Source organism: Aquabacterium sp. (assembly GCF_034003525.1).
In the GTDB taxonomy this organism is placed as follows: domain Bacteria; phylum Pseudomonadota; class Gammaproteobacteria; order Burkholderiales; family Burkholderiaceae_C; genus Aquabacterium.
Window position 1 is genome coordinate 26,931 of sequence record NZ_JAVEYN010000019.1, and the last position, 20,248, is coordinate 47,178.

The 20,248-nt window shown below is 65.8% G+C and carries 18 protein-coding genes; 6 read left to right on the plus strand and 12 right to left on the minus strand.

Translation table 11 applies throughout. The features are described 5' to 3' along the window. The first annotated feature begins 49 nt into the window (after positions 1 to 49). From RBT42_RS11780 to RBT42_RS11790, 3 genes are read left to right on the plus strand one after another with little or no spacing between them, the layout of a single operon-like run. Positions 50 to 1,450, plus strand: coding sequence for a hypothetical protein (locus RBT42_RS11780; protein ID WP_320365319.1), 1,401 nt, complete (start codon positions 50 to 52; stop codon positions 1,448 to 1,450). Next, positions 1,447 to 2,298: a hypothetical protein gene (locus RBT42_RS11785; RefSeq protein ID WP_413785892.1), complete on the plus strand. Its 852-nt coding sequence runs from the start codon at positions 1,447 to 1,449 to the stop codon at positions 2,296 to 2,298. The genes RBT42_RS11780 and RBT42_RS11785 overlap by 4 nt, the downstream gene beginning before the upstream one ends. Before the next feature lie 5 nt (positions 2,299 to 2,303). Then, a complete protein-coding gene (locus RBT42_RS11790; RefSeq protein ID WP_320365321.1) occupies positions 2,304 to 5,120 on the plus strand; it encodes an ATP-binding protein in 2,817 nt (938 codons plus the stop codon). 3 nt (positions 5,121 to 5,123) lie between these two features. On the opposite strand, the gene RBT42_RS11795 is transcribed toward RBT42_RS11790, so the two are convergent. The 11 genes from RBT42_RS11795 to RBT42_RS11845 all read right to left on the minus strand — a co-directional run bounded on the left by RBT42_RS11795 (position 5,124) and on the right by RBT42_RS11845 (position 14,865). Beyond that, a complete protein-coding gene (locus tag RBT42_RS11795; protein WP_320365409.1) occupies positions 5,124 to 6,704 on the minus strand; it encodes a GMC family oxidoreductase in 1,581 nt (526 codons plus the stop codon). Position 6,705: 1 nt separating this feature from the next. After that, positions 6,706 to 7,194, minus strand: a complete 489-nt coding sequence (locus tag RBT42_RS11800) for a hypothetical protein (protein WP_320365324.1) — start codon at positions 7,192 to 7,194, stop codon at positions 6,706 to 6,708. Between the two features lie 253 nt (positions 7,195 to 7,447). Further along, a complete protein-coding gene (locus RBT42_RS11805; protein WP_320365325.1) occupies positions 7,448 to 7,864 on the minus strand; it encodes a F0F1 ATP synthase subunit epsilon in 417 nt (138 codons plus the stop codon). Between the two features lie 170 nt (positions 7,865 to 8,034). Next, positions 8,035 to 9,447, minus strand: coding sequence for a F0F1 ATP synthase subunit beta (gene atpD, locus RBT42_RS11810; protein WP_320365327.1), 1,413 nt, complete (start codon positions 9,445 to 9,447; stop codon positions 8,035 to 8,037). Between the two features lie 34 nt (positions 9,448 to 9,481). Next, positions 9,482 to 10,348, minus strand: a complete 867-nt coding sequence (gene atpG / locus RBT42_RS11815) for a F0F1 ATP synthase subunit gamma (protein ID WP_320365329.1) — start codon at positions 10,346 to 10,348, stop codon at positions 9,482 to 9,484. 11 nt (positions 10,349 to 10,359) lie between these two features. Then, positions 10,360 to 11,913, minus strand: a complete 1,554-nt coding sequence (gene atpA / locus RBT42_RS11820) for a F0F1 ATP synthase subunit alpha (protein ID WP_320365331.1) — start codon at positions 11,911 to 11,913, stop codon at positions 10,360 to 10,362. A gap of 117 nt (positions 11,914 to 12,030) precedes the next feature. Beyond that, positions 12,031 to 12,564 carry a F0F1 ATP synthase subunit delta gene (locus tag RBT42_RS11825; RefSeq protein ID WP_320365333.1) on the minus strand — a complete coding sequence of 178 codons (534 nt, stop codon included), beginning with the start codon at positions 12,562 to 12,564 and terminating at the stop codon, positions 12,031 to 12,033. Between the two features lie 2 nt (positions 12,565 to 12,566). Beyond that, positions 12,567 to 13,037: a F0F1 ATP synthase subunit B gene (locus RBT42_RS11830; protein WP_320365335.1), complete on the minus strand. Its 471-nt coding sequence runs from the start codon at positions 13,035 to 13,037 to the stop codon at positions 12,567 to 12,569. Positions 13,038 to 13,087: 50 nt separating this feature from the next. Further along, positions 13,088 to 13,342: a F0F1 ATP synthase subunit C gene (atpE, locus tag RBT42_RS11835; RefSeq protein WP_320365337.1), complete on the minus strand. Its 255-nt coding sequence runs from the start codon at positions 13,340 to 13,342 to the stop codon at positions 13,088 to 13,090. 81 nt (positions 13,343 to 13,423) lie between these two features. After that, positions 13,424 to 14,338: a F0F1 ATP synthase subunit A gene (gene atpB, locus RBT42_RS11840; RefSeq protein WP_320365338.1), complete on the minus strand. Its 915-nt coding sequence runs from the start codon at positions 14,336 to 14,338 to the stop codon at positions 13,424 to 13,426. 29 nt (positions 14,339 to 14,367) lie between these two features. Continuing rightward, the gene (locus tag RBT42_RS11845; RefSeq protein WP_320365339.1) at positions 14,368 to 14,865 is read right to left on the minus strand and encodes an ATP synthase subunit I; all 498 of its coding nucleotides are present in this window, start codon (positions 14,863 to 14,865) and stop codon (positions 14,368 to 14,370) included. Positions 14,866 to 15,175: 310 nt separating this feature from the next. Between RBT42_RS11845 and RBT42_RS11850 the strand changes: the two genes are divergently transcribed. From RBT42_RS11850 to RBT42_RS11860, 3 genes are read left to right on the plus strand one after another with little or no spacing between them, the layout of a single operon-like run. Next, positions 15,176 to 16,036: a hypothetical protein gene (locus tag RBT42_RS11850; protein WP_320365341.1), complete on the plus strand. Its 861-nt coding sequence runs from the start codon at positions 15,176 to 15,178 to the stop codon at positions 16,034 to 16,036. A gap of 2 nt (positions 16,037 to 16,038) precedes the next feature. After that, positions 16,039 to 17,667: a GH3 auxin-responsive promoter family protein gene (locus RBT42_RS11855; RefSeq protein ID WP_320365343.1), complete on the plus strand. Its 1,629-nt coding sequence runs from the start codon at positions 16,039 to 16,041 to the stop codon at positions 17,665 to 17,667. Positions 17,668 to 17,689: 22 nt separating this feature from the next. Continuing rightward, positions 17,690 to 18,787, plus strand: coding sequence for a hypothetical protein (locus RBT42_RS11860; RefSeq protein ID WP_320365345.1), 1,098 nt, complete (start codon positions 17,690 to 17,692; stop codon positions 18,785 to 18,787). Between the two features lie 18 nt (positions 18,788 to 18,805). Here RBT42_RS11860 and RBT42_RS11865 read toward each other — a convergent pair whose 3' ends face one another. Then, the gene (locus tag RBT42_RS11865; protein ID WP_320365347.1) at positions 18,806 to 20,176 is read right to left on the minus strand and encodes a hypothetical protein; all 1,371 of its coding nucleotides are present in this window, start codon (positions 20,174 to 20,176) and stop codon (positions 18,806 to 18,808) included. Positions 20,177 to 20,248: the final 72 nt, after the last annotated feature.

Below are 20,248 nucleotides of genomic sequence, written 5' to 3' on the forward strand. Positions count from 1 at the left end.
GTGGGCGGGGCCGGATGGCGGGGGCCTTCCCATCCGGCAAAATGGCAGGATGACCGAAGCGCCCCTTCCCGACGTGCTGCGCCCCGAGCGCGCCGGCGGCCCCCCTGCCGAGTCGCCCGACAGCCCCAGCTTCGAGAGCTACTTCCGCGACCCCGACTTTCCTCCCAGCCAGCCCCTGGCCTGGGCTCTGGGCCATCGCACCGAGCTGCTCGACGCCCTGCGCGGCCTCTTCCACGGCCCTGCCGCCATGGTCCAGCTGCGCCTGTGGTGCTTGCTGGAACTGTGCAGCCAGCCCCAGGCCCGCCTCTCGCGCGACGACATCCACCAGCTCTTCCACGCCGTCTGGCCCGACGCGCTGGAAACCGTCCTCAAGCGCCTGCGCGACCTGCACCTGCTGGCCTGGGACGCCACCACGCAGGACTACCAACTGCCGCCCCTGGCCCAGCAGGTCCAGGGCCTGCTCGCCCCGCTGACCACCCCGCCCGCGGTGGACGAGGACGACGAGATGGCCCCCTTGCTGGCCCAGGTCGCCGGCGCCCAGCAGCTCGGTCTGGTCAACGCCAACCAGCTGCGCCACCTGCACGCCTCGCTGGCGCGCCTGCACGACGAGTTCGCCGAAGCCATCGCCAGCGGCTCCGAAGCCCAGCTGCGCACCGCCCAGCCGCGCTTTGACCGCGCCTTGCAACTGGTCGACCGCGCCGGCCAGGCCCTCACCGCCCTGATCCGCGCCGACCACGAAGACCCGCGCCTGGAGCGCGAGGCCCGCGCCATCGGCCAGGAACAGGCCCGCCTGCTGTCCATGGCCAGCCAGTTCACCCGCGCGCTGCAACAGGCCGACCGCCAGCGTGTCACCCTCGGCTCCACCGGGCTGACCACCTCGGATGTGCGTGCCTGGCTGCGTGCCCACCCCGCGCTTTACGAGTTGATGGGCGAAGCCCTGTCCGTGCCCGTGCGCCCAGTCTTCACCAGCCAGCACGACCTCATCGACGTGGCCGAAGGCGAGTTCGAGCGCGACCGCCCCGACCCCGAACGCAGCGTGGGCCTGCCCCCACCTGCCGAGGCCGCCGCCGGCACGCTCGACACCCTGAGCCTGCCGCCCGAGCTCAACGGCCTCATCCACCTGCTCGGACGCTGGTCCGAACAGCTCAGCGAGCTGCCCCCGCAAACCGACCCCACCGACGAGGCCGCGCCCCCACCGGGCACCCGCCCGCTGCACGAAGCCATCCTGGGCGGCCGCTTTGCCCAGGCCGCCTACCGCCTGCAGTTGCTGCCCCTGCTCGGCGACGCCCAGGCCCAGACCCTCAAGGGCGCCACCGGCGACCTCGCCCGTGCCCCCTGGCAGTGGCAACTCAGCCCTCGCCACCTCCCGACCCACGACGAGGCCGTGGCCCTGATCAGCGAAGGTCTGATCAGCCCCCGCCCCGTTGACGACACCCCCACGCCCCCATGAGCTCACACCTGGACGACGCGGCCCTGCTGGCCGCCGAACTGCTGGCCCGCCGCTGGCTGCCCCGCCAGCACCCCAAGGTCAAGCGCGCCCTGATCGACGCCGACCTCTGGGCGGCCACCCAAGACCGCCTGGCCCAGGTTGGCCTGCGCCTGATCGACAACCTCTACGCCGACCACGTCAGCGTCGCCCTGCTGCGCCCCGCTGAAACCGCCGTCTTCGGCGAAGCCGGCCTCAACAGCCACAACAACATCGACCTGCCGCGCGATGCCGTCTCGCTGCTCGTCGTGCTGTGGTCGCTGATCGTGCTGCCCAAGCGCGAGCGCCAGGCCGCCCGCGCCGCCAACGCCCAGGGTGACGACCAGAACGACATGTTCGGCAAGGACCGCCCGCTGCCCACCGCCGCCAGCGTCAGCCCCCTGGTCTCCTACCGCGCCCTGCTCGCCGACTTCGGCGTGCAGCTCGGCAAAAAGACCCGCCTCGACGCCAACCTCAAGCGCCTGGAGAACCACGGTTTCATCGTCCGCAAGGGCGAAGACATCGCCGAAGGTCCCCTGCTCGACCTGCTGCTCGACTACGACGCGCTGGCCCAGCGCATCCTGCAAGGCGCCCTGGGCGATGTGCTGGCGCAAGCCAAACAGCTCGCCGGCAACCTGCCCCTGGCGCTGACCCAGCCGCCGCTGGAAGAGCTGCCCACCGACGACGAGTTGGCCGAAGATGCCGCCCTGCTGGCCGACGAGACCGGCAATGGCAACGAAGGCAACGAGCACCCCACAGCCCCAGCCGCCCCGCGCCCCGCCGCTGGCTCACCTTCTGTGCCCCTGACATCTGCCGCCCCCGACGAGGCCTGATCCGAATGTTTCACCTGCAAAGCCTCGAACTGCTGCACTGGGACTACTGCCAGCGCCTGACCCTGCCGCTCGACGGCAGCATCATCACCGTCGCCGGCCCCAACGGCTCGGGCAAGACCACCCTGCTCGACGCGATGCGCACCCTGCTCGGCCTCGACTGCTCGGGCGGCCGCAACTACAAGACATACGCCCGCCACGCCAACGCCGACAGCGCCTGGCTGCGCGCCACCGTCGACAACCGCCCGCGCAACCGCCAATCCTCCAACCGCCCCTTCGCCCGCTGCCTGCTCTACAGCGACGTCGTCACCCTCGTTTGCCGCATCGACCGCAACGGCGGCGACTGGACGCGCCGCTACCTGATGATCGAAGGCGACGTCAGCATCGAACAGCTCATCGAGCGTCAGGACAAGGACTGGCTGGGCATCGACAACTGGCGCAAGCGCCTCGAAGGCGCCGGCCTGTCACGCGCCATCGCCAAGGTCCTCGCGCTGGAACAAGGCCAGACCGACCGCCTCTGCGAATACAGCCCCAAAGAGCTGCTCAAGCTGGTCTTCGACGTCTTCGGCGACCAGGACGTGCTCGACCGCTACGACGAAGCGCGCAACCACCAGCGCCAACTCACGCAGGAAGTCGAAGCCGCCGAGCGCGAACTCTCGCACGGCAAGGCCCAGCGCGCCGAGCTCGAAATCCGCGTCAACTCCTACCGCCAGTACGAGCTCAAATGCCAGGAGCGCGAAACCCTCGCCACCGAGGTCGTGCCCGTGCTGAGCAACCACGAGACCCGCCGGGTGCTCGCCAACAAGCTGCGTGAACTGCACCGCCAGCGCCTGCAGTCCCAAGAGGATCGCCGCCAGCACGCGCAGGTCAAGGCCGAGCTGCTGCAACGCCTGCAGGACCAGACCGATGCCGCCGCCCGCGTCGAAGAGCTCGAAGCCCAGGTCCGCACCGCCCGCCGCCTGCAGGAAGAGGCCCGCGACGCCGAGCGCCCAGTCGAAGCCCTGGTCAAACGCGCCGACGAGCTGCAAGGCCTGGCCGTGGTCGAAGGCGACGCCGACAAGCTCACCACCCGCATCGCCGAACTGAGCGAGCACAAGCAAAAGCTCGCCACCCAGTGGCAACGCCTCAAGGACCAGCGTGACGACGCCCAGCGCGCCTACGACGCCCTCAAAGGCCAGCGCCAGGCCCCGCCGCCACCCGAAGTCGCCCGCTTCACGCGCACCCTCGCCGAGGCCGGCATCGCCCACCACCTCATCGCCGACATCATCGAGATCAGCGACGAGAAATGGCGCGCCGCCGCCGAAGGCGTGCTGCGCGGCAGCCGCTGGGTCGTGGTGCTGGCCAAGCCCAGCCAAGAAGCCCAGGCCATGGCCCTGGCCGAGAGAGAGCGCTTCCGCCACTACATCGTGGCCGACGCCGAAGACGCCCCCGCCCAGCCCGATCCCGACAGCCTGCTGGCCGTCCTGAAGTTCTCTGCGGCTGCACCGCGCTGGCTGCTGCGCCAGCTGGCCAACATCCGCCGCGTGGCCAGCACCGAAGCCGGCGTCAAGGTCGGCGGCGAATGGATCACCCCCGAGGCCTACCACCGCGACAACCGCGGCGGCCGCTCGGTCTGGGTCGACCCCGGCCAGCACCAGTTCGGCGCTGCCGCCATCGCCGGTCGCCGCCAGTCCATCGAAGCCCGCCTGGCACAGCTCGACGAAGAGATGACCCGCCTGGTGCGCGACCAGGCCTTCTTCGACCGCCAGCTGCAAGACGCCCGCCAGGCCGCCAAAGGCTTCACCGCCGCTGCCGAGCTGGCCGACCGCGCCGCCGAATTCCACGAAGCCCGCGAACAGCTGCCCACGCTCAAGCAGGCCCGTGTGCAAGCCGGTGAGCGTTGGCAGCAAGCCGAGGCCCTGCTCAAGCATGCCGTGGTGGCGCAGACCAACGCCCAGCACGCCTACAAGCAGGCGCAAGAGCGACTGGCTCACCTCGAGAGCCGCAGTGCCCAACACGACCGCGACTGGCAGATCCGCTTCGATGAGCTGATGGCCCAGGCCCTCATGTCGCGCGAGGTCAAGCTGCAACTGGCCCGCCGCTGGCGCGAGCCCGCCCGCATCACCGAGATGCAGGCCAAATACGGCAACGTCACCCAGGCCCGCCTGCGCGCCGACGCCGTCGACCGCGAGCTCAACGAAGGCCAGTGGGAGACCGACCCCACCGTGCTGGAGCAGCTCACGTTGATGAACGCCAACGTGCTGCGCCAGGAAGACGAGCTCAACCAGCGCAAGGCCAGCAACGCCGCCGCGGCCATCGCCGTCGACAATGCCCGCGCGCGCTACACCGACGTGCTCAAGGTCACGGTGCGCCGCTACCGCAAGAACATCATCGAACTTGGCCACCTCGCCGGCGTCGAGGTCAACGCCGAGCTGCCGCATCTGGACGGCGACGACATCGGCCTGCGCCAGGCCGAGCTCAAGGTGCACTTCAACTTCGACGGCAAGGGCAGCATCGGCCTCAACGACGGCGAAGCCTCGGGTGGCCAGCAGGTCATCAAGTCCCTCATCTTGCTCGTGGGCCTGATGAAGGACGACGAGAGCACGGGCGGCTTCGTCTTCATCGACGAACCCTTCGCCCACCTGGACGTGCGCAACATCCAGCTCGTTGGCCACTTCCTGCGCTCGACCCGTGCGCAGTACGTGCTCACCACGCCCATCACGCACAACGTCGAGGTGTTCGAGCCGGCCGACGTCACCCTCGTCACCGCCAAGAAGCCCAAGGGCGCCCGCTGGGCCCCGCCGATTGGTGTGCTGCAACGCCGCCCGCCGGCCGACGTGATCTGAGGTTCAGGGGCGCTCGCGCCCCGGCATCAGGCTCATCGCCCGCTCGGCCAGCGCCGTGATCGTCAAGCTCGGGTTCACGCCCAGGTTGGCCGGCACGGCCGAGCCATCCACGACATACAGCCCTGGATAGCCAAACACCTCATGGCGATGGTCGATCACGCCCCGCGCCGGGCTGTCGGCGACCACGGCGCCCCCCAGGATGTGCGCCGTCACCGCCTTGTTGCCGACGCTTTCCAGCAAGGGGCAGATCGCCTCTCCACCCGTGACCTGCGCCAGATGCTGCGCCGCCTTCAAGGCCTGCGGAATGAAAGCCAGGGAAGACGCCCCCGCCTCCCGCCGCGTTGTCAGGCGCGTGCGCCACGGCATCAAAGGGTGCCGCGTGCGCACCAGCGCCAGTTGCGTGTCCACGTTCTGCATCACCGTCAGCATCACGGCCCGCGCGGGCCAGTCGCGCGCCGCCCAGTTGCGCCAGACCCTGCCAGGCTGCCGCAGCATGGCCCCCAGCGTCTGCCAGCGCCGTGCGGCCGGGCTGGCCGCATCCACCAAGGGCCCACAGGTCCAGCGCATGTAGGCAAAGCTGGCCGGAAAGCGGTTCTGCGTGATGTGCGTGTGCGCATCCGGATAGAAGTGCGAGGTAATCGCCGCCCCATCGGCATTGGCCACCTGCCCCTCAGGCAAGAGTACCCCCACGATCGACTCGCTGTTGGTGCGCACCCGCTGTCCCAGCGCGGACGAGAGCTTCGGCAGAGACTTCGACACATCCCGGCAATGTGTCAGCAAGTCCACCGTCCCGACCACGCCCGCCGCGACGATCACCTTGCGGGCCACATAGGCCGGTCGAGCCGCCTTCTCGCGACCAACCCGCACCATCACCCGATAGCGTCCATCGGCCAGCGGCACGATGTCGGTCACCGTCGTTTCGGGCACGACGCGCGCGCCCTTCTTCTCCGCCAGATACAGGTAGTTCAGGTCCAGACTGTTCTTGCTGCCATGCTGACAGGCCGACAGGCACTCACCGCATTGGCGGCAACCACTCCGCGCCGGCCCCTCACCGCCAAAGAAAGGGTCCACGCCCTCGCCCTGCTGCCCAAAGTAAATCGCCTGCGACGCAATGCCGTCAAAGCTGGCGCCGGCGCCCATGGCCCGGGCAGTGTCAAGCAACCAGCGATCTTGCCGACCGCGCGCCGGATTCGCGGCCGCACCGAGCATCCGCTCCGCGCGCGCGTAATGCGGTGCCAACGCCGCCTGCCAGTCGGCCTCGGCCCGCGGCCAATCGGGGGAGGCAAACGTGGCCCCCCTCGGTCGCAACAGCACCCCGGCAAACACCTGACTGCCACCGCCCACCGCCACACCGCCCACGACCGCCACGTCCGGAAAAATCCACTGACGGAAGTAGCCCCGCAAGCCCAGTGCGGGCTCCCAGATCAGGCGACGCACACTGCGCCCACCCGCCTCAATGTCGGCGCGCCGCAGGCGCCGCCCCTGCTCCAACACCACCACCGAATGGCCCTTCTCGGCCATGCGCAAGGCACTCACGGCCCCGCCAAATCCGGAGCCAACCACCAGGCAGTCGACCTCCTGCATCTCAAGCACGCTCCATCGGCGTCAGCAAGAAGGGGAAATGCAGGCGCCGCAGCAACGGCAGCTCCAGGTGCATCATGCCCAGCCAGCCCCCGTCGCCCAAGGGGCGCAGCTCATCGACCGCCCAGCGCCAGGGCACGCCCGCCTCACGGGGGTACTGCAGGCGCACGACCACACGTCCGTCGATCGTTGACGGTGCCAGCAAGGACTGCATCGGCAGGGTCGCACGGGGCGCCCCCCCACGCCTGTCGCGCACCAGGTTCACCGCCTGCCCCTGCGCAAAACGCTTGCCGCACCAACCGGCCAGGGCCGTCAAGGCCAGCGACGGTCCGGCACTCCACCTCAGCCATGCCGGCCCGACGAACTCGGCGCCGAAGTCCAGTTTGCTCGGCACAGCCTTCGGCGAGGGCAAAGCCCCGAACACTGCCGCGTACCGCCACCACCCCAACCGGCGCACCTGCGCCGACGCGCTGCTCGCTGTCCCTGCTGCCATGCTGGCTCCCATCCCGATTCCTGCGTGAAACCAGCATAGGTGCGCGTGGGCCATTGGCCAAGGTCGCTTGCCCCGAATGGATAACCCTGGTCAGCCCCTTGCCGTGGCGCGCGTGCAGGGGAAGAACATGCCGCCGAGGCAGACTCGCGGCCCCCCGGGCCGAGGCCATGGAAGCCCAAGCGCAAAAAAGCCCGCAGGGGTGAACTGCGGGCTTCGGTACCAAGACAGGCGCAAGCGCCTGTCGGGCACGAGATCACTTCTTGCGCAGGCGGCGGATGGCAGCCAACTGAGCCACCAGTTCGGCCAGTTCGCTTTGCGCGCGGGCCAGGTCCAGTTCGCCCTTGGCGTTCTGTACGGCTTCCTCGGCCAAACGCTTGGCTTCGGTCGCCTTGGCTTCGTCCAGGTCGTGACCGCGGATGGCGGTATCGGCCAGCACGGTCACGCAGTGAGGCTGCACTTCCAGAATGCCGCCAGCCACGAAGACGAACTCTTCTTCGTTGTTGTCAGCGCGCTGGATGCGCACGGCGCCCGGCTTGATGCGGGTGATCAGCGGAGTGTGACGCGGCAGGATGCCAAGCTCACCCACCTCACCCGGCAGGGACACCAGCGTGGCTTCGCCCGAGAAGATCGACTCTTCGGCGGAGACCACATCAACGTGAATGGTGGACATATCGAGCTTTCAAAAGAGGTTCAACGATTTGCACCGTCTGGTGCAGCAGACATTCAACTGAATCAGACGGCACAAGAAGCAAGCGGTTGGTCCTGAATCAAGGCGCCGCGCACAGCCGTAGCCAGGCTACGGCGAGCACGGCAACGCCGAGTCAGGGCCAAACGCGCAGCTTATTGAATCGTCTTGGCCTTTTCGAAGGCTTCGTCGATCGTACCCACCATGTAGAAGGCCTGCTCGGGCAGTGCATCGCACTCGCCGTTGACGATCATCTTGAAGCCACGGATGGTTTCCTTCAGAGGCACATACTTGCCAGGTGCGCCGGTGAACACTTCGGCGACGTGGAAAGGCTGCGACAGGAAACGCTGGATCTTGCGAGCGCGGGCGACCAATTGCTTGTCTTCCGGAGCCAGTTCGTCCATGCCCAGAATGGCGATGATGTCGCGCAGTTCCTTGTAGCGCTGCAGCGTGTTTTGCACGGCGCGGGCCACTTGGTAGTGCTCTTCACCAACCACGTGCGGGTCCAGCTGACGCGAGGTCGAGTCCAGCGGGTCCACAGCGGGGTAGATACCCAGCGAAGCGATGTCACGCGACAGCACCACGGTGGAGTCCAAGTGGGCGAAGGTCGTGGCAGGCGACGGGTCGGTCAAGTCGTCCGCAGGGACGTACACGGCCTGGATCGAGGTGATAGAGCCGACCTTGGTCGAGGTGATGCGCTCTTGCAGACGGCCCATTTCTTCGGCCAGCGTCGGCTGATAGCCCACAGCCGAAGGCATACGACCCAGCAGAGCGGACACTTCGGTACCGGCCAGAGTGTAGCGGTAGATGTTGTCCACGAAGAACAGCACGTCCTTACCTTCGTCACGGAAGGCTTCGGCCATCGTCAGACCGGTCAGGGCCACGCGCAGACGGTTGCCCGGCGGCTCGTTCATCTGGCCGTAGACCATGGCGACCTTGGATTCAGACAGGTTGTCCTGCTTCACCACGCCAGCGTCAGACATTTCATGATAGAAGTCGTTGCCCTCACGGGTACGCTCACCCACACCAGCGAACACCGACAGACCGCCGTGGCCCTTCGCGATGTTGTTGATGAGTTCCATCATGTTCACGGTCTTGCCCACACCGGCGCCACCGAACAGACCCACCTTGCCGCCCTTGGCGAAAGGCGAGATCAGGTCGATCACCTTGATGCCGGTTTCCAGCAGCTCAGTCGAGGGCGACAGTTCGTCGTAAGCGGGAGCCTTGCGGTGGATCGGGGCGGTCAGAGCCTGGTCCACTGGACCACGTTCGTCGATGGGGTTGCCCAGCACGTCCATGATGCGGCCCAGGGTCGCCTGGCCCACGGGCACGGTGATCTGAGCATTGGTGTTGAACACCTGCATGCCGCGGCGCAGGCCGTCGGACGAACCCAGCGCGATGGTACGGACAATGCCGTCACCCAACTGCTGTTGCACTTCGAGGGTCAGCGCGGAGCCGTCCATCTTCAGGGCGTCGTACACCTTGGGCATCTGGTTACGCGGGAACTCCACGTCCACCACGGCGCCGATGCACTGAACGATCTTGCCCACTGTTTGCGTGTCAGCCATTTTTCGTTCCTTCAATCAATTCAAAATCTTCGGATCAGACCGCAGCCGCACCGGCGACGATCTCGGACAGCTCGGTCGTGATCGCTGCCTGGCGGGTCTTGTTGTAGACCAGCTTCAGTTCCTTGATCACATTGCCGGCGTTGTCGGTCGCGGCCTTCATGGCCACCATGCGAGCCGACTGCTCCGAAGCCATGTTCTCTGCCACAGCCTGGTAAACCAGCGCCTCAACGTAACGGGTCATCAGCTCGTCGATCACCAGCTTGGCGTCCGGCTCATAGATGTATTCCCATGAATGAGTCGTCTCGCCTGCGAACTCGTCAGCGGCCAGAGGCAGCAATTGCTGGACCTGCGGCTCCTGCTTCATCGTGTTGATGAAGCGGGTGTAGCACAGGTAGACAGCGCTGAGTTCACCAGCGGTGTAAGCGTCGAGCAGCACCTTGACCGGGCCAATCAGCTTTTCCAGATGCGGGGTGTCGCCCATGCCGACGACTTGCGCGACGACATTGGCACCGATGCGGTTGAAAAAGCCGGTGGCCTTGTTGCCGATGGCGACCACGTCGGCCTTGACGCCTTGACCGTCCAGCTCACGGAGCTGGTTGGTCACGGCACGCAGCACGTTCGTGTTCAGACCACCGCACAGACCCTTGTCCGTGCTCACCACGATGAAGCCCACCTTCTTGCCGTCCACAGAGGGCAGCATGAAGGGGTGGACGTACTCGGGGTTGGCCTTGGCCAAGTTCGCCGTGATGTTGCGCACCTTTTCAGCGTAGGGGCGAGCCGCAAGCATGCGATCTTGCGCCTTGCGCATCTTCGAAGCCGCGACCATTTCCATGGCCTTGGTAATCTTCTTGGTGTTCTCGACGCTCTTGATCTTGTTGCGAATTTCCTTGCCTACGGCCATGGTGCGCTCCTTTAGGCGAAGGTCTTCTTGAACGCGACGATGGCCGATTGCAGTTCGGCTTCAGCGTCCTTGTCCAGGGCCTTCTTCTCTTCGATCTTGGCCAGCAAAGCAGCGTGGCTGGTCTTGAGGAACTGGTGCAGACCAGCTTCAAAAGGCAGCACTTGCTTGACTTCGATGTCGTCCATGTAGCCCTTGTTGACGGCAAACAGCGTTGCGCCCATCAGGGAGATCGACAGAGGTTGGTACTGAGCCTGCTTCAGCAGCTCGGTCACACGGGCACCACGGTCCAGCTGCTTGCGAGTGGCAGCGTCCAGATCGGAAGCGAACTGCGCGAACGCAGCCAATTCACGGTACTGGGCCAGGTCGGTACGGATACCGCCGGACAGGCTCTTGATGACCTTGGTCTGAGCAGCACCACCGACGCGCGACACCGAGATACCGGCGTTGATGGCGGGGCGGATACCAGCGTTGAACAGGTTGGTTTCCAGGAAGATCTGACCGTCGGTGATCGAGATCACGTTGGTCGGAACGAAAGCGGACACGTCGCCGGCTTGCGTTTCAATGATGGGCAGGGCGGTCAGAGAACCGGTCTTGCCCTTCACTTCGCCGTTGGTGAACGCTTCGACGTAGTCGGCGCTCACGCGGGCGGCACGCTCCAGCAGGCGGCTGTGGAGATAGAACACGTCGCCAGGGAAAGCTTCGCGGCCGGGCGGACGACGCAGCAGCAGCGAGACTTGACGGTAGGCAACGGCTTGCTTGGACAGGTCGTCGTACACGATCAGGGCGTCTTGACCGCGGTCGCGGAAGTACTCGCCCATGGCGCAACCGGAGTAGGCCGACACGAACTGCATGGCAGCCGAGTCAGAGGCCGAAGCGGCGACGACGATGGTGTAGTCCATGGCGCCAGCTTGTTCCAGCGAGCGCACGACGTTCTTGATCGACGAAGCCTTCTGACCGATGGCGACGTAGATACAGGTGACGCCTTGGCCCTTCTGGTTGATGATCGCATCGATGGCGACAGCGGTCTTGCCAGTCTGGCGGTCACCAATGATCAGCTCGCGCTGACCACGGCCGACGGGCACCATCGAGTCGATGGACTTGATGCCGGTCTGCAGGGGTTGATCCACGGATTGACGTGCGATCACGCCCGGAGCGATCTTCTCGATGGGAGAAGTCAGCTTGGCGTTGATCGGGCCCTTGCCGTCGATGGGCTGACCCAGGGGGTTCACCACGCGACCGATCAGCTCGGGACCAACGGGCACTTCCAGGATGCGACCGGTCGTCTTGACGACGTCGCCTTCAGAGATGTGCTCGTAGGCACCCAGAATCACGGCGCCGACGGAGTCGCGCTCGAGGTTCAGGGCCAGGCCGTAGGTGGGGACGCCAGAAGCGTCCGCGGGGAACTCCAACATTTCGCCTTGCATCGCGTCGGACAGACCGTGGATGCGAACGATACCGTCGGTCACGGAGATGACGGTACCTTGGTTGCGAATGTCGGCAGCCGCGCCGAGACCCTCGATGCGGCTCTTGATCAGTTCGGAAATTTCTGCGGGATTCAGTTGCATTGCTTTGCTCCCAGGCTGGTCAAGGGCCGCGCGAAGGCGAACCGCGTTGACAACAACCGGTGGCGCAATACCACCGGTAGGGTTGAGCGACTATTCGGATGGAGGCCGGGCTCTGGTTCAGGCCAGAAGTGCCGACTTCATGCGTTCCAGGCGGGCCTTGACGGAGGTGTCGAGCACCTCGTCGCCGACCACCACGCGCACACCGCCGATGAGGTCGGCATCGACCTCCACAACGGCTTCCAGCTTGCGACCAAAGCGCTTTTCCAGCGGCCCCACGATCTCGGCCACTTGGGCGTCAGAAATCGGGAAGGCGCTGTAAACGCGGGCTTCGGCCACGCCCTGGCGGGCATGCACGAGCGTCTGGAACTGCTCGGCCATCAGCGGCAGAGCCGCCAGACGACCGTTGTCCAGAACGGTACGCAGGAAATTGGACACAGCCGGAGCCAAAGCCACCTTGGCGGCCTCGGTCAGCACGCCGAAGACTTGCTCCTGCGTGACGCGAGGGTTGTCGGCGAAGCTTTGCAGGGCGGCATCACCGGCGACTTGCGCCAGCGCGGCCACTTGCGTCACGACCGCAGATTGCTCTGCTTCCGGGACGGCCTTGAACAAGGCTTCGGCATAAGGACGGGCGATGGTGGCGAGCTCGGCCATGATCACAGCTCCGACTTCAGGCGGTTCAGCAGGTCGGCATGGACCTCGGCCGACACCTCGCGACGCAGAATCTGCTCGGCACCCTTGACGGCCAGACCGGCGACCTGCTCACGCAGGACTTCACGGGCTTGCACGGCCAGTTGATCGGCTTCTGCCTTGGCATCAGCAACGATCTTGGCACCTTCGTCGGCAGCACGCTTTTTGGCGTCGTCGACGATGGCGGCTGCACGCTTTTCAGCGTCAGCAATGCGTTGAGCGATCTCGTCGCGGGATTGGGAGAGCTGTTCCTGGACGCTTTTGTTAGCGTTCGCCAGTTCCAGCTTCGCCTTGTCGGCAGCAGCCAGACCGTCCGCGATCTTGGTTGCGCGCTCGTCGAGAGCCTTCGTGATCGGGGGCCACACGAACTTCATCGTGAACCACCAGAGGATCCCGAAGACCACGATCTGCGCGAACAGTGTTGCGTTCAGATTCACGGCTCGGACCTTTCTCGGTTAAATGGAATGTTCAGTCGAGAAGGGACCGATTACTTCAGGGCGGCGATGAAGGGGTTGGCGAATGCGAACAGCATGGCGATACCCACGCCGATCAGGAAGGCGGCGTCGATCAGACCGGCCAGCAGGAACATCTTGGTTTGCAGTTCGTTCATCAGTTCAGGCTGACGAGCGGTTGCTTCGAAATACTTGCCACCCATCAGGGCGATACCGATACAAGCACCGATGGCGCCCAGTGCGATGATCAGACCACAAGCGATAGCGACGTTAGCCAACACCAGTTCCATGATTGCTCCTAAAAGAAAGGTAAGTTAAGAAAGGAAAGGGAAAGGGAAAAGAAAAACTCGTTCAGGTCACACCGATTGAAATCAGTGACCTTGATGTGCCTGACCGATGTACACCAGGGTCAGCATCATGAAGATGAAGGCCTGGAGCGCGATGATCAGGATGTGGAAGATGGCCCAGGCAGAGCCTGCCAGCACGTGGAGGATCCACAAGCCAGCGCCACCCATGGTCAGGGCTGCGCCAACAGCGCCACCCAGCAAGGCGATCAGCATGAAGACCAATTCGCCAGCGTACATGTTGCCCCACAGTCGCATGCCATGAGAGATCGTCTTGGCACCGAACTCCACCAGGTTCAGGAAGAAGTTGGGCAGGGCCAGGGCGATCGTGCCGCCCACGCCATGTGCGTGGAAGGGAGCCGTGAACAGTTCCTTGACGAAGCCGCCCACGCCCTTGATCTTCATGTTGTAGTACAGACAGATCAGCAGGACCGAGATGGACATGCCCAGGGTGATGGACAGGTCGGCGGTGGGCACGACGCGCATGTAGGCGTGGTGCGGGTCGTGACCAGCGGCGGCGTAGACGCCTTCCCAGATGCGGGGCAGCAGGTCGACGGGCAGCAAGTCCATCGCGTTCATGAAGAAGATCCACACGAACACGGTCAGGGCGACGGGGGCGACAGCCTTGCGCGAGGTCGCGTTCGGGATGATGCTCTTGGCTTGCGTGTCGACCAGTTCGACCAGCAGCTCGACGGCAGCCTGGAAGCGGCCCGGCACGCCGGACGTGGCCTTGGCTGCAGCCTTCCACAACACGAACACACCCAGCAGACCGAGCACGATCGACCAGAACATCGAGTCGATGTTGATGTACGACCAGTCGACAATGGCCTGCTCGTCTGCGTAGTTCTGCAGATGGCGCAGGTGGTGCCCAATGTATTCCGGAGCGGTTGGCCCGTGGTGGGCCGCGTGTTCAGCCGTAGCGGCGACAGCGTCAGCAGACATCAGCAACTCTCGTCAAATCAAGATTTTTATTAGCGGCGCTGCCCGACGAGCAGTACCACCCCAACAACTTTCAAGACCAGCACCAGGGTCACCAGCAGCGCCACCCAGTTCAAGGGCTGCACCACCTGGGGCGCCAGCGCCAACAAGGCGCAGATCAAACCCAGCTTGAGCACCTCCCAGACCAGAAGGCGCCCGACCCCGCGTCCCGCATTGCGTCCAAACACCCCGCGCGCCATCAGCAAACCGGGCACCACGACCACGGCCGTCGCATACAGCGCAGACCAGAAGGCGGACACATCGCGCGACAGACCACCCCAGATGAGCGCGACCAACACCCCGAACAGCGCCTGCGCGGCCAGAACCTGCCACACAGACATCGAAGGGTGCCTGGCAAGAAGGGCTTGCGCCTCTTCCCGCGTCAGCGGCTCAACAGGTGGATCGGTGTCTTTGGACCAGTCGGACACATCGAAGTCGGTATCGTGAACCGATTCGCCGCCTCTTGGCTTGGAACGTTGAGGCGTGGACATGTCGCTTGCTCTTTGCTTGGGAGCGTTGGTTGACGGACGCTTTTGGCGCCGATCTGGCACAAACACACCGACCCTGATGTCGGCAAAACCTAAAGATTATACGCAGTAACCCGCACGGATCCAAGCGACCTCTCCGTTTTGAGGCCAGGCGCCCCGCGAATGCGGCGGTCCCGCCAGCCCCCCCCCATCCGAGGGAAGCCCTGGGGCAAGCCCGATGGGCGAGGCCGGGGCGCATCGTCATGCTCAAGCCATTCCTTGTCGACGGCCTCCCCGATGCCTTCGATCACAGCCCCCCTGGTGGAGCCACGACATGCCCGAAACAAGCCGCAAAGAACTCGTCAACACCTTCTACCGTCCGATACAGAACATCACGGTCACGCACATCAAGCAGATGTACGACCTGTACGCATCGTTCTACGAAAACACGGCGCTCGATGTGTTCATGCACGACCTGAGCCAGAAGTCGGGCGTCATCCTGGTGACGCGCAAGTCGGACGAGAAGGTTGTTGGTTTTTCGACACTCACCTGTTTCGACCTGCGGGTCGAGGGGCGGGCGGTCCGGGGCATCTTCAGTGGGGACACCATCATCGAGCCGGCGTACTGGGGCAACAACGCGCTGGCGACCACCTTCCATCGCCGCGTCTTGATCGAGCGCCTGAAAAAGCCGCTCACGCCCTTCTACTGGTTCCTGATCTCCAAGGGCTACAAGACCTATCTGCTGCTGACCAACAATTTCTACAACTACTACCCGAACGTGCGGGGCGGCGACGAGCGCTATCGCCGCGTCACCGAGGCGTATTGCGAGGCCTTGTTCCCGGACGCTTTCGACCGGCAGCGGATGGTGCTGGACTTCGGTCACGATTACGTGTGGCTGAAGGGCGATGTGGCCGAGATCACGCCGGAGTTGAAGGCGGCCAATCCGCACATTGCGTTTTTCGAGCAGGCCAACCCCGAGTGGCGACGTGGCACCGAGCTGCCTTGCGTGGGCTCCCTGGACTATGAAAGCCTGATGCGCTCTTGCGTGGACATGCCGCTGAAGTGGTTCCGCAAGCATGTGCTGCGCTCGCACCGGCCTTCTGGCCTGGATGTGGCGCCGACGTCGGCCCAGGCCACCCCCTGGCAGGACACGGACGTGATGCACGACGCCCTGGATCGCCAGCGAGCGTCCTGAGCATGGGGATCGGGACCACCCTCGGACATCAACTCCTGCGCCAACTCGTTGCGCCGGGTCGTCGGCGTTTCGAGCGCCATCTGCACGATCTGGAGGGCGTGCAGCGCGCCCGGTTGGCACGCTGGCTGGCCGCGGCGGCACGCTCGCCCGAAGGGCAACGGCGGGGCATCCGCGCCGACTGGTCCTGGGAGACGTTCGCGCGCGAGTTGCCGGTGAGCAACTATGCCGACCACGCCGCCGCGATCACGCGCCAGCGTGAGACGCAGCAGGCCCTGCTGATCGACTCGCCGGTGATGCGCTACCAGCCCACGAGCGGCTCGACGTCGGCGGTCAAGTGGGTGCCGTACACCAAGCTGTTCCTGGAAGAGCTCGACGAGGTCATCAGCGCGTGGGTGAGCGACCTGTATCGGCAGTTTCCACGGCAAGGCCGGGGCACGCACTACTGGTCGCTGTCGTGGGTGCCCACCGAGATGCGCGCCCAGACCCAGGGAGATCTGAACGACGACATGCAAATCCTGTCCTGGGGCAAGCGCCTGCTGGCCTACCTGACCCAGGCAGCGCCGCAGGAGATCGCGCTGGCCGAGACGTCCGAGGACTCACTGTTTGCCACGATCGCCTGGCTGGCTTCGGACGCCTCGCTGGGCTTCATCTCGGTGTGGAGCCCGACCTTCGGCCTGGGCTTGCTGGAGCAGATGTCGGCCTGGCGCGAAGAGTTGGCCACCGCCTTGTCGCGCGGCGACTGGGGCGCGCGCACGCCGCGCATGGCCGGCCTGCCCTGCCCGACGTCGGCGCGTGCCGGCGGCCTGCTCCAACGCTGGGACGGGCGGCTGGACCCCGCTTTCTTTCAGCAACTGTGGCCGAATCTGAGCGTGATCAGCGCCTGGGACACCGCGGCCGCGGCCCCGTGGGCGCGGCAGTTGCAAGCGCAATTGCCGCAGGCGGGCTTCCAGGGCAAGGGTCTGTGGGCCACCGAAGGGGTGGTGACCTTCCCTTTCCAGGGGCGCTACCCCTTGGCGTACCTGAGCCATGTCTACGAGTTCATCGACGCGCAGGATGGCCAGGTGTTGCCGCCGTGGGCGCTGCGCGAGGGTCAGGAGGTGATCCCGCTGCTGACCACCGGCAGCGGCCTGGCCCGTTATCAGATGAGCGACTTGTTGCGTGTGGAGGCTCCGCTGGGTCAGGTGCCCTGCTTCACCTTCCTGGGTCGCAACGATGGCGTCGACCTGGTGGGTGAGAAGACCAGTGCGACCACGGCGCAGGCCGTGATCGACGCGTTGAACCTGCAAGGCGCCCTGCCGGTGACCCTGCTGGCCCTGGACGAAGCACGTGGGCGCACACCCGGGTATGCCTTGCTGGTGGAGTGCCAGGCGGATGCCCCCCGCGGCGCCTTGCAGCGCGACCTGGCCGACCAGGTGGAAAAAGCGCTGCAAGCGCACTTCCACTACAAGCTGGCGCGCGACCTGGGCCAACTGCAACCGGCCGCCTGCGTGGCCTTGCCGCGCATGCGCGACTTGTATCTGGCGCAGTGCCGTGAGCGCGGGATGATCGAAGGCAACATCAAGATCGAACCGCTGCGGCACTGGTCGGGCGCTGCCCCTGCGGCCTTGCGCCAAGCCCTGGACATGGTCTGAACCTCTTCACAAGCCCTCCCTCATGAGCATCACCATCCGCCTTGGCAACCCGTCGGACAACCCGCGCATCCACGATCTGATCAGCAAGATCACGATGCCAGGGCCGGCCGAGCTGTGCTTTCAGCGCCAGCCCGACTTCTTTGTCGGCGCGAAGGTGATTGGCGACGAGCAGCTGCTCGCGGTGGCCGAGGACCCGGAACGGCCGGAGGTGCTGGCCGGCCTGACAATGATCTCGGGGCGCACGCTCTACATCAATGGGCAGCCCCGGCGCGTGTACTACTCGGGGGACACGCGGGTGGACCCGGCCTACCGGCGTCGCGGGATTGCAGGGCAGTTGTTCACCGAACAGAAGCGCCACCGCAGCACCGACGACCTGCTGCAGGGCGTGGTCATCAAGGGCAACACGGCACCGCTCGATGCCGCCGCGAACATGGCCGATGGCATCCTGTTTCAGTACTGGGTGACGCACACCATCGAGACCAGTTTCCTCTTCGTGCGCAAGCAGACCCCGCGCATCCCCGCTGGGGTGACGATCCGCGCGGCGACTGCGGCCGATGTGCCGCAGATGCAGGCGTTTCAGGACCGAGAGGCACCGCGGCGCCACGGCTATCCGGTCTACGATTTTCAAAAGCTGATGGCCGGTGACCCGTACTACGCCGGACTGCGCATCAGCGACTATGCGCTGGCCTGGCGCGGTGACACCCTGATCGGCATGCTGGCCGGCTGGGACCAGAAGGCCTACAAGCAGACGCGGGTGATGGGCTTCAAGCCGATGGTGCAGGCCCTGCGCCCGCTCTACAACCTGTATGTGGGGCTGGTAGGCGGCTTCAAGCTGCCGCCGGTGGGGGGCGCGTTGAACTACCTGACGCTGTACAACGTGCTGATCGCGGGCGATGACCCGGCCGTGTACCAGGCGCTGATCGACTGGATGATGGCGCACCAGGGGCAGCGCTATGACGCGCTGGCCACGGCCGTGGTGCATGGCGACCCGCTGGTGGAGGTGCCGCGCGGCTACAAGCGCCAGAAGTTGCTGTCAGAGAACTTCTGGATGAGCTACGGCGAGGACCCGCGCCCCGGCATGGATGGCCGGCCGCTGTACGCGGAGTTGGGGCGGCTGTAAGGACCCCGTTGCAGCGCCTCAAGGCTGCGCGGAGGCGCTCGCTGCGGACACCAGCCACGCCAAGGTCCGGTCGAAGCGCTGCAGGAACTCGCTCATCTCGGCATGGCTGGTTTCCGACAGCTGCCAGGCGGTGGGCACGAACAGGCGGCCGTTCATCTCGGTGAGCACGGGCAGTGGCGAGATGCTATTGACCACCCCGAAAAGCTGCGCGGCACGCAGGCGCGCACCGGGCTCGTTGACCGCGTTGGCATCGCCCAGGCTGGTGGCGTGGCAGCTGATGACCGGAAAGCGCTGTGCGCGCTTGAGTTGCACGCCAATGTGACCAATGAGGGTGCGCCCCAGCCAGGGCACCAACTCATCCCAGAGATAGGTCCAGCACATCTCACGGCGCTCGTAGCGCGCCTGGCCTTCACGGATGCTGGCGTCCACCGAGCGCAGGCGCTCGGGCCAGGGCTTGTGCGCGTCCTGCTCAATGACGAGGAACGCCCCCACATGGTTGCCCCACAGCGGGCCGTGCCCCGCCTCGGCCGGGTAGAAGCGCCGCAGGTTGACCGAGATGCGGATGACGGCGGCAGCCTGAGGGTCGTCGGGCGCCTGTTCGAGGAAGGTCTGTGCCAAGGCCGCGATCAGCAAGGTGTTGAGCGAGACGCCCGCCTGGCGCGCCACCGCACGCAGCTCGGCGGTGCCGGTGGAGGCCTCGTACAGACGCAAGCCGGTGGTGGAATAGTGCAGGCCCAGGCGTGTCGGCACCTGCTGGATGTGCAAGCTGGCGAGCCGGCGCGCTTCGGCCACCTTGTGCTGACGCGCCTTGCGCAACTGGCGCGGCCACTGCCACCAGCGCTGCGGCGCGATCGAACCGATCATGGCCGGCGCTTCCAGCGGCATGGGCTCCAGCGGCTGGCCATTGAGGCCGCGCAGGATCTGGCGCACGAGCTGCACCATGGTCATGCCATCGGCCAGGATGTGGGGCACGCCAAACAGCAGGGCCGGCCGCTGAGGATGGGGGGCGAAGCGCACACGCAGGCCCAGGCCGCGCTCCAGCGGCAGCACCTCGTTGATGAGTTGGCGCTGCCAGGCTTCGACCTGCGCCGGGTCGTCCAGGTCCACCTGGGTGTCGATGCGGAAGGCCCAGTCGAAGAGCTGATCGACGATGTCGTCGTCGGGCAGGATGCGCAGGTGGTAGCGGTGCCAGCCCGGCTCCAGCTTGGCGCGCAGCTTGGGATAGGCGGTGACCAGCTCGCGCATCACGCGGCGCACGGCGGCCACGTCCACGGGGCCATCGAGCCGGATCAGATAGGGCTGAACCATCGTGGCCGCCAGCCCTTCGATGGCGGCGTAGCCATGCTCAGTGCGGTTGAGGGGGACGATGTCACCAGTGAGAAATGCCATGCCCGCGATGCTGGCAGAGGCGGGCGGGCATCGGGCTCATGGCTTGTGCGGAGAGCCCCCCTGAATGAGCAG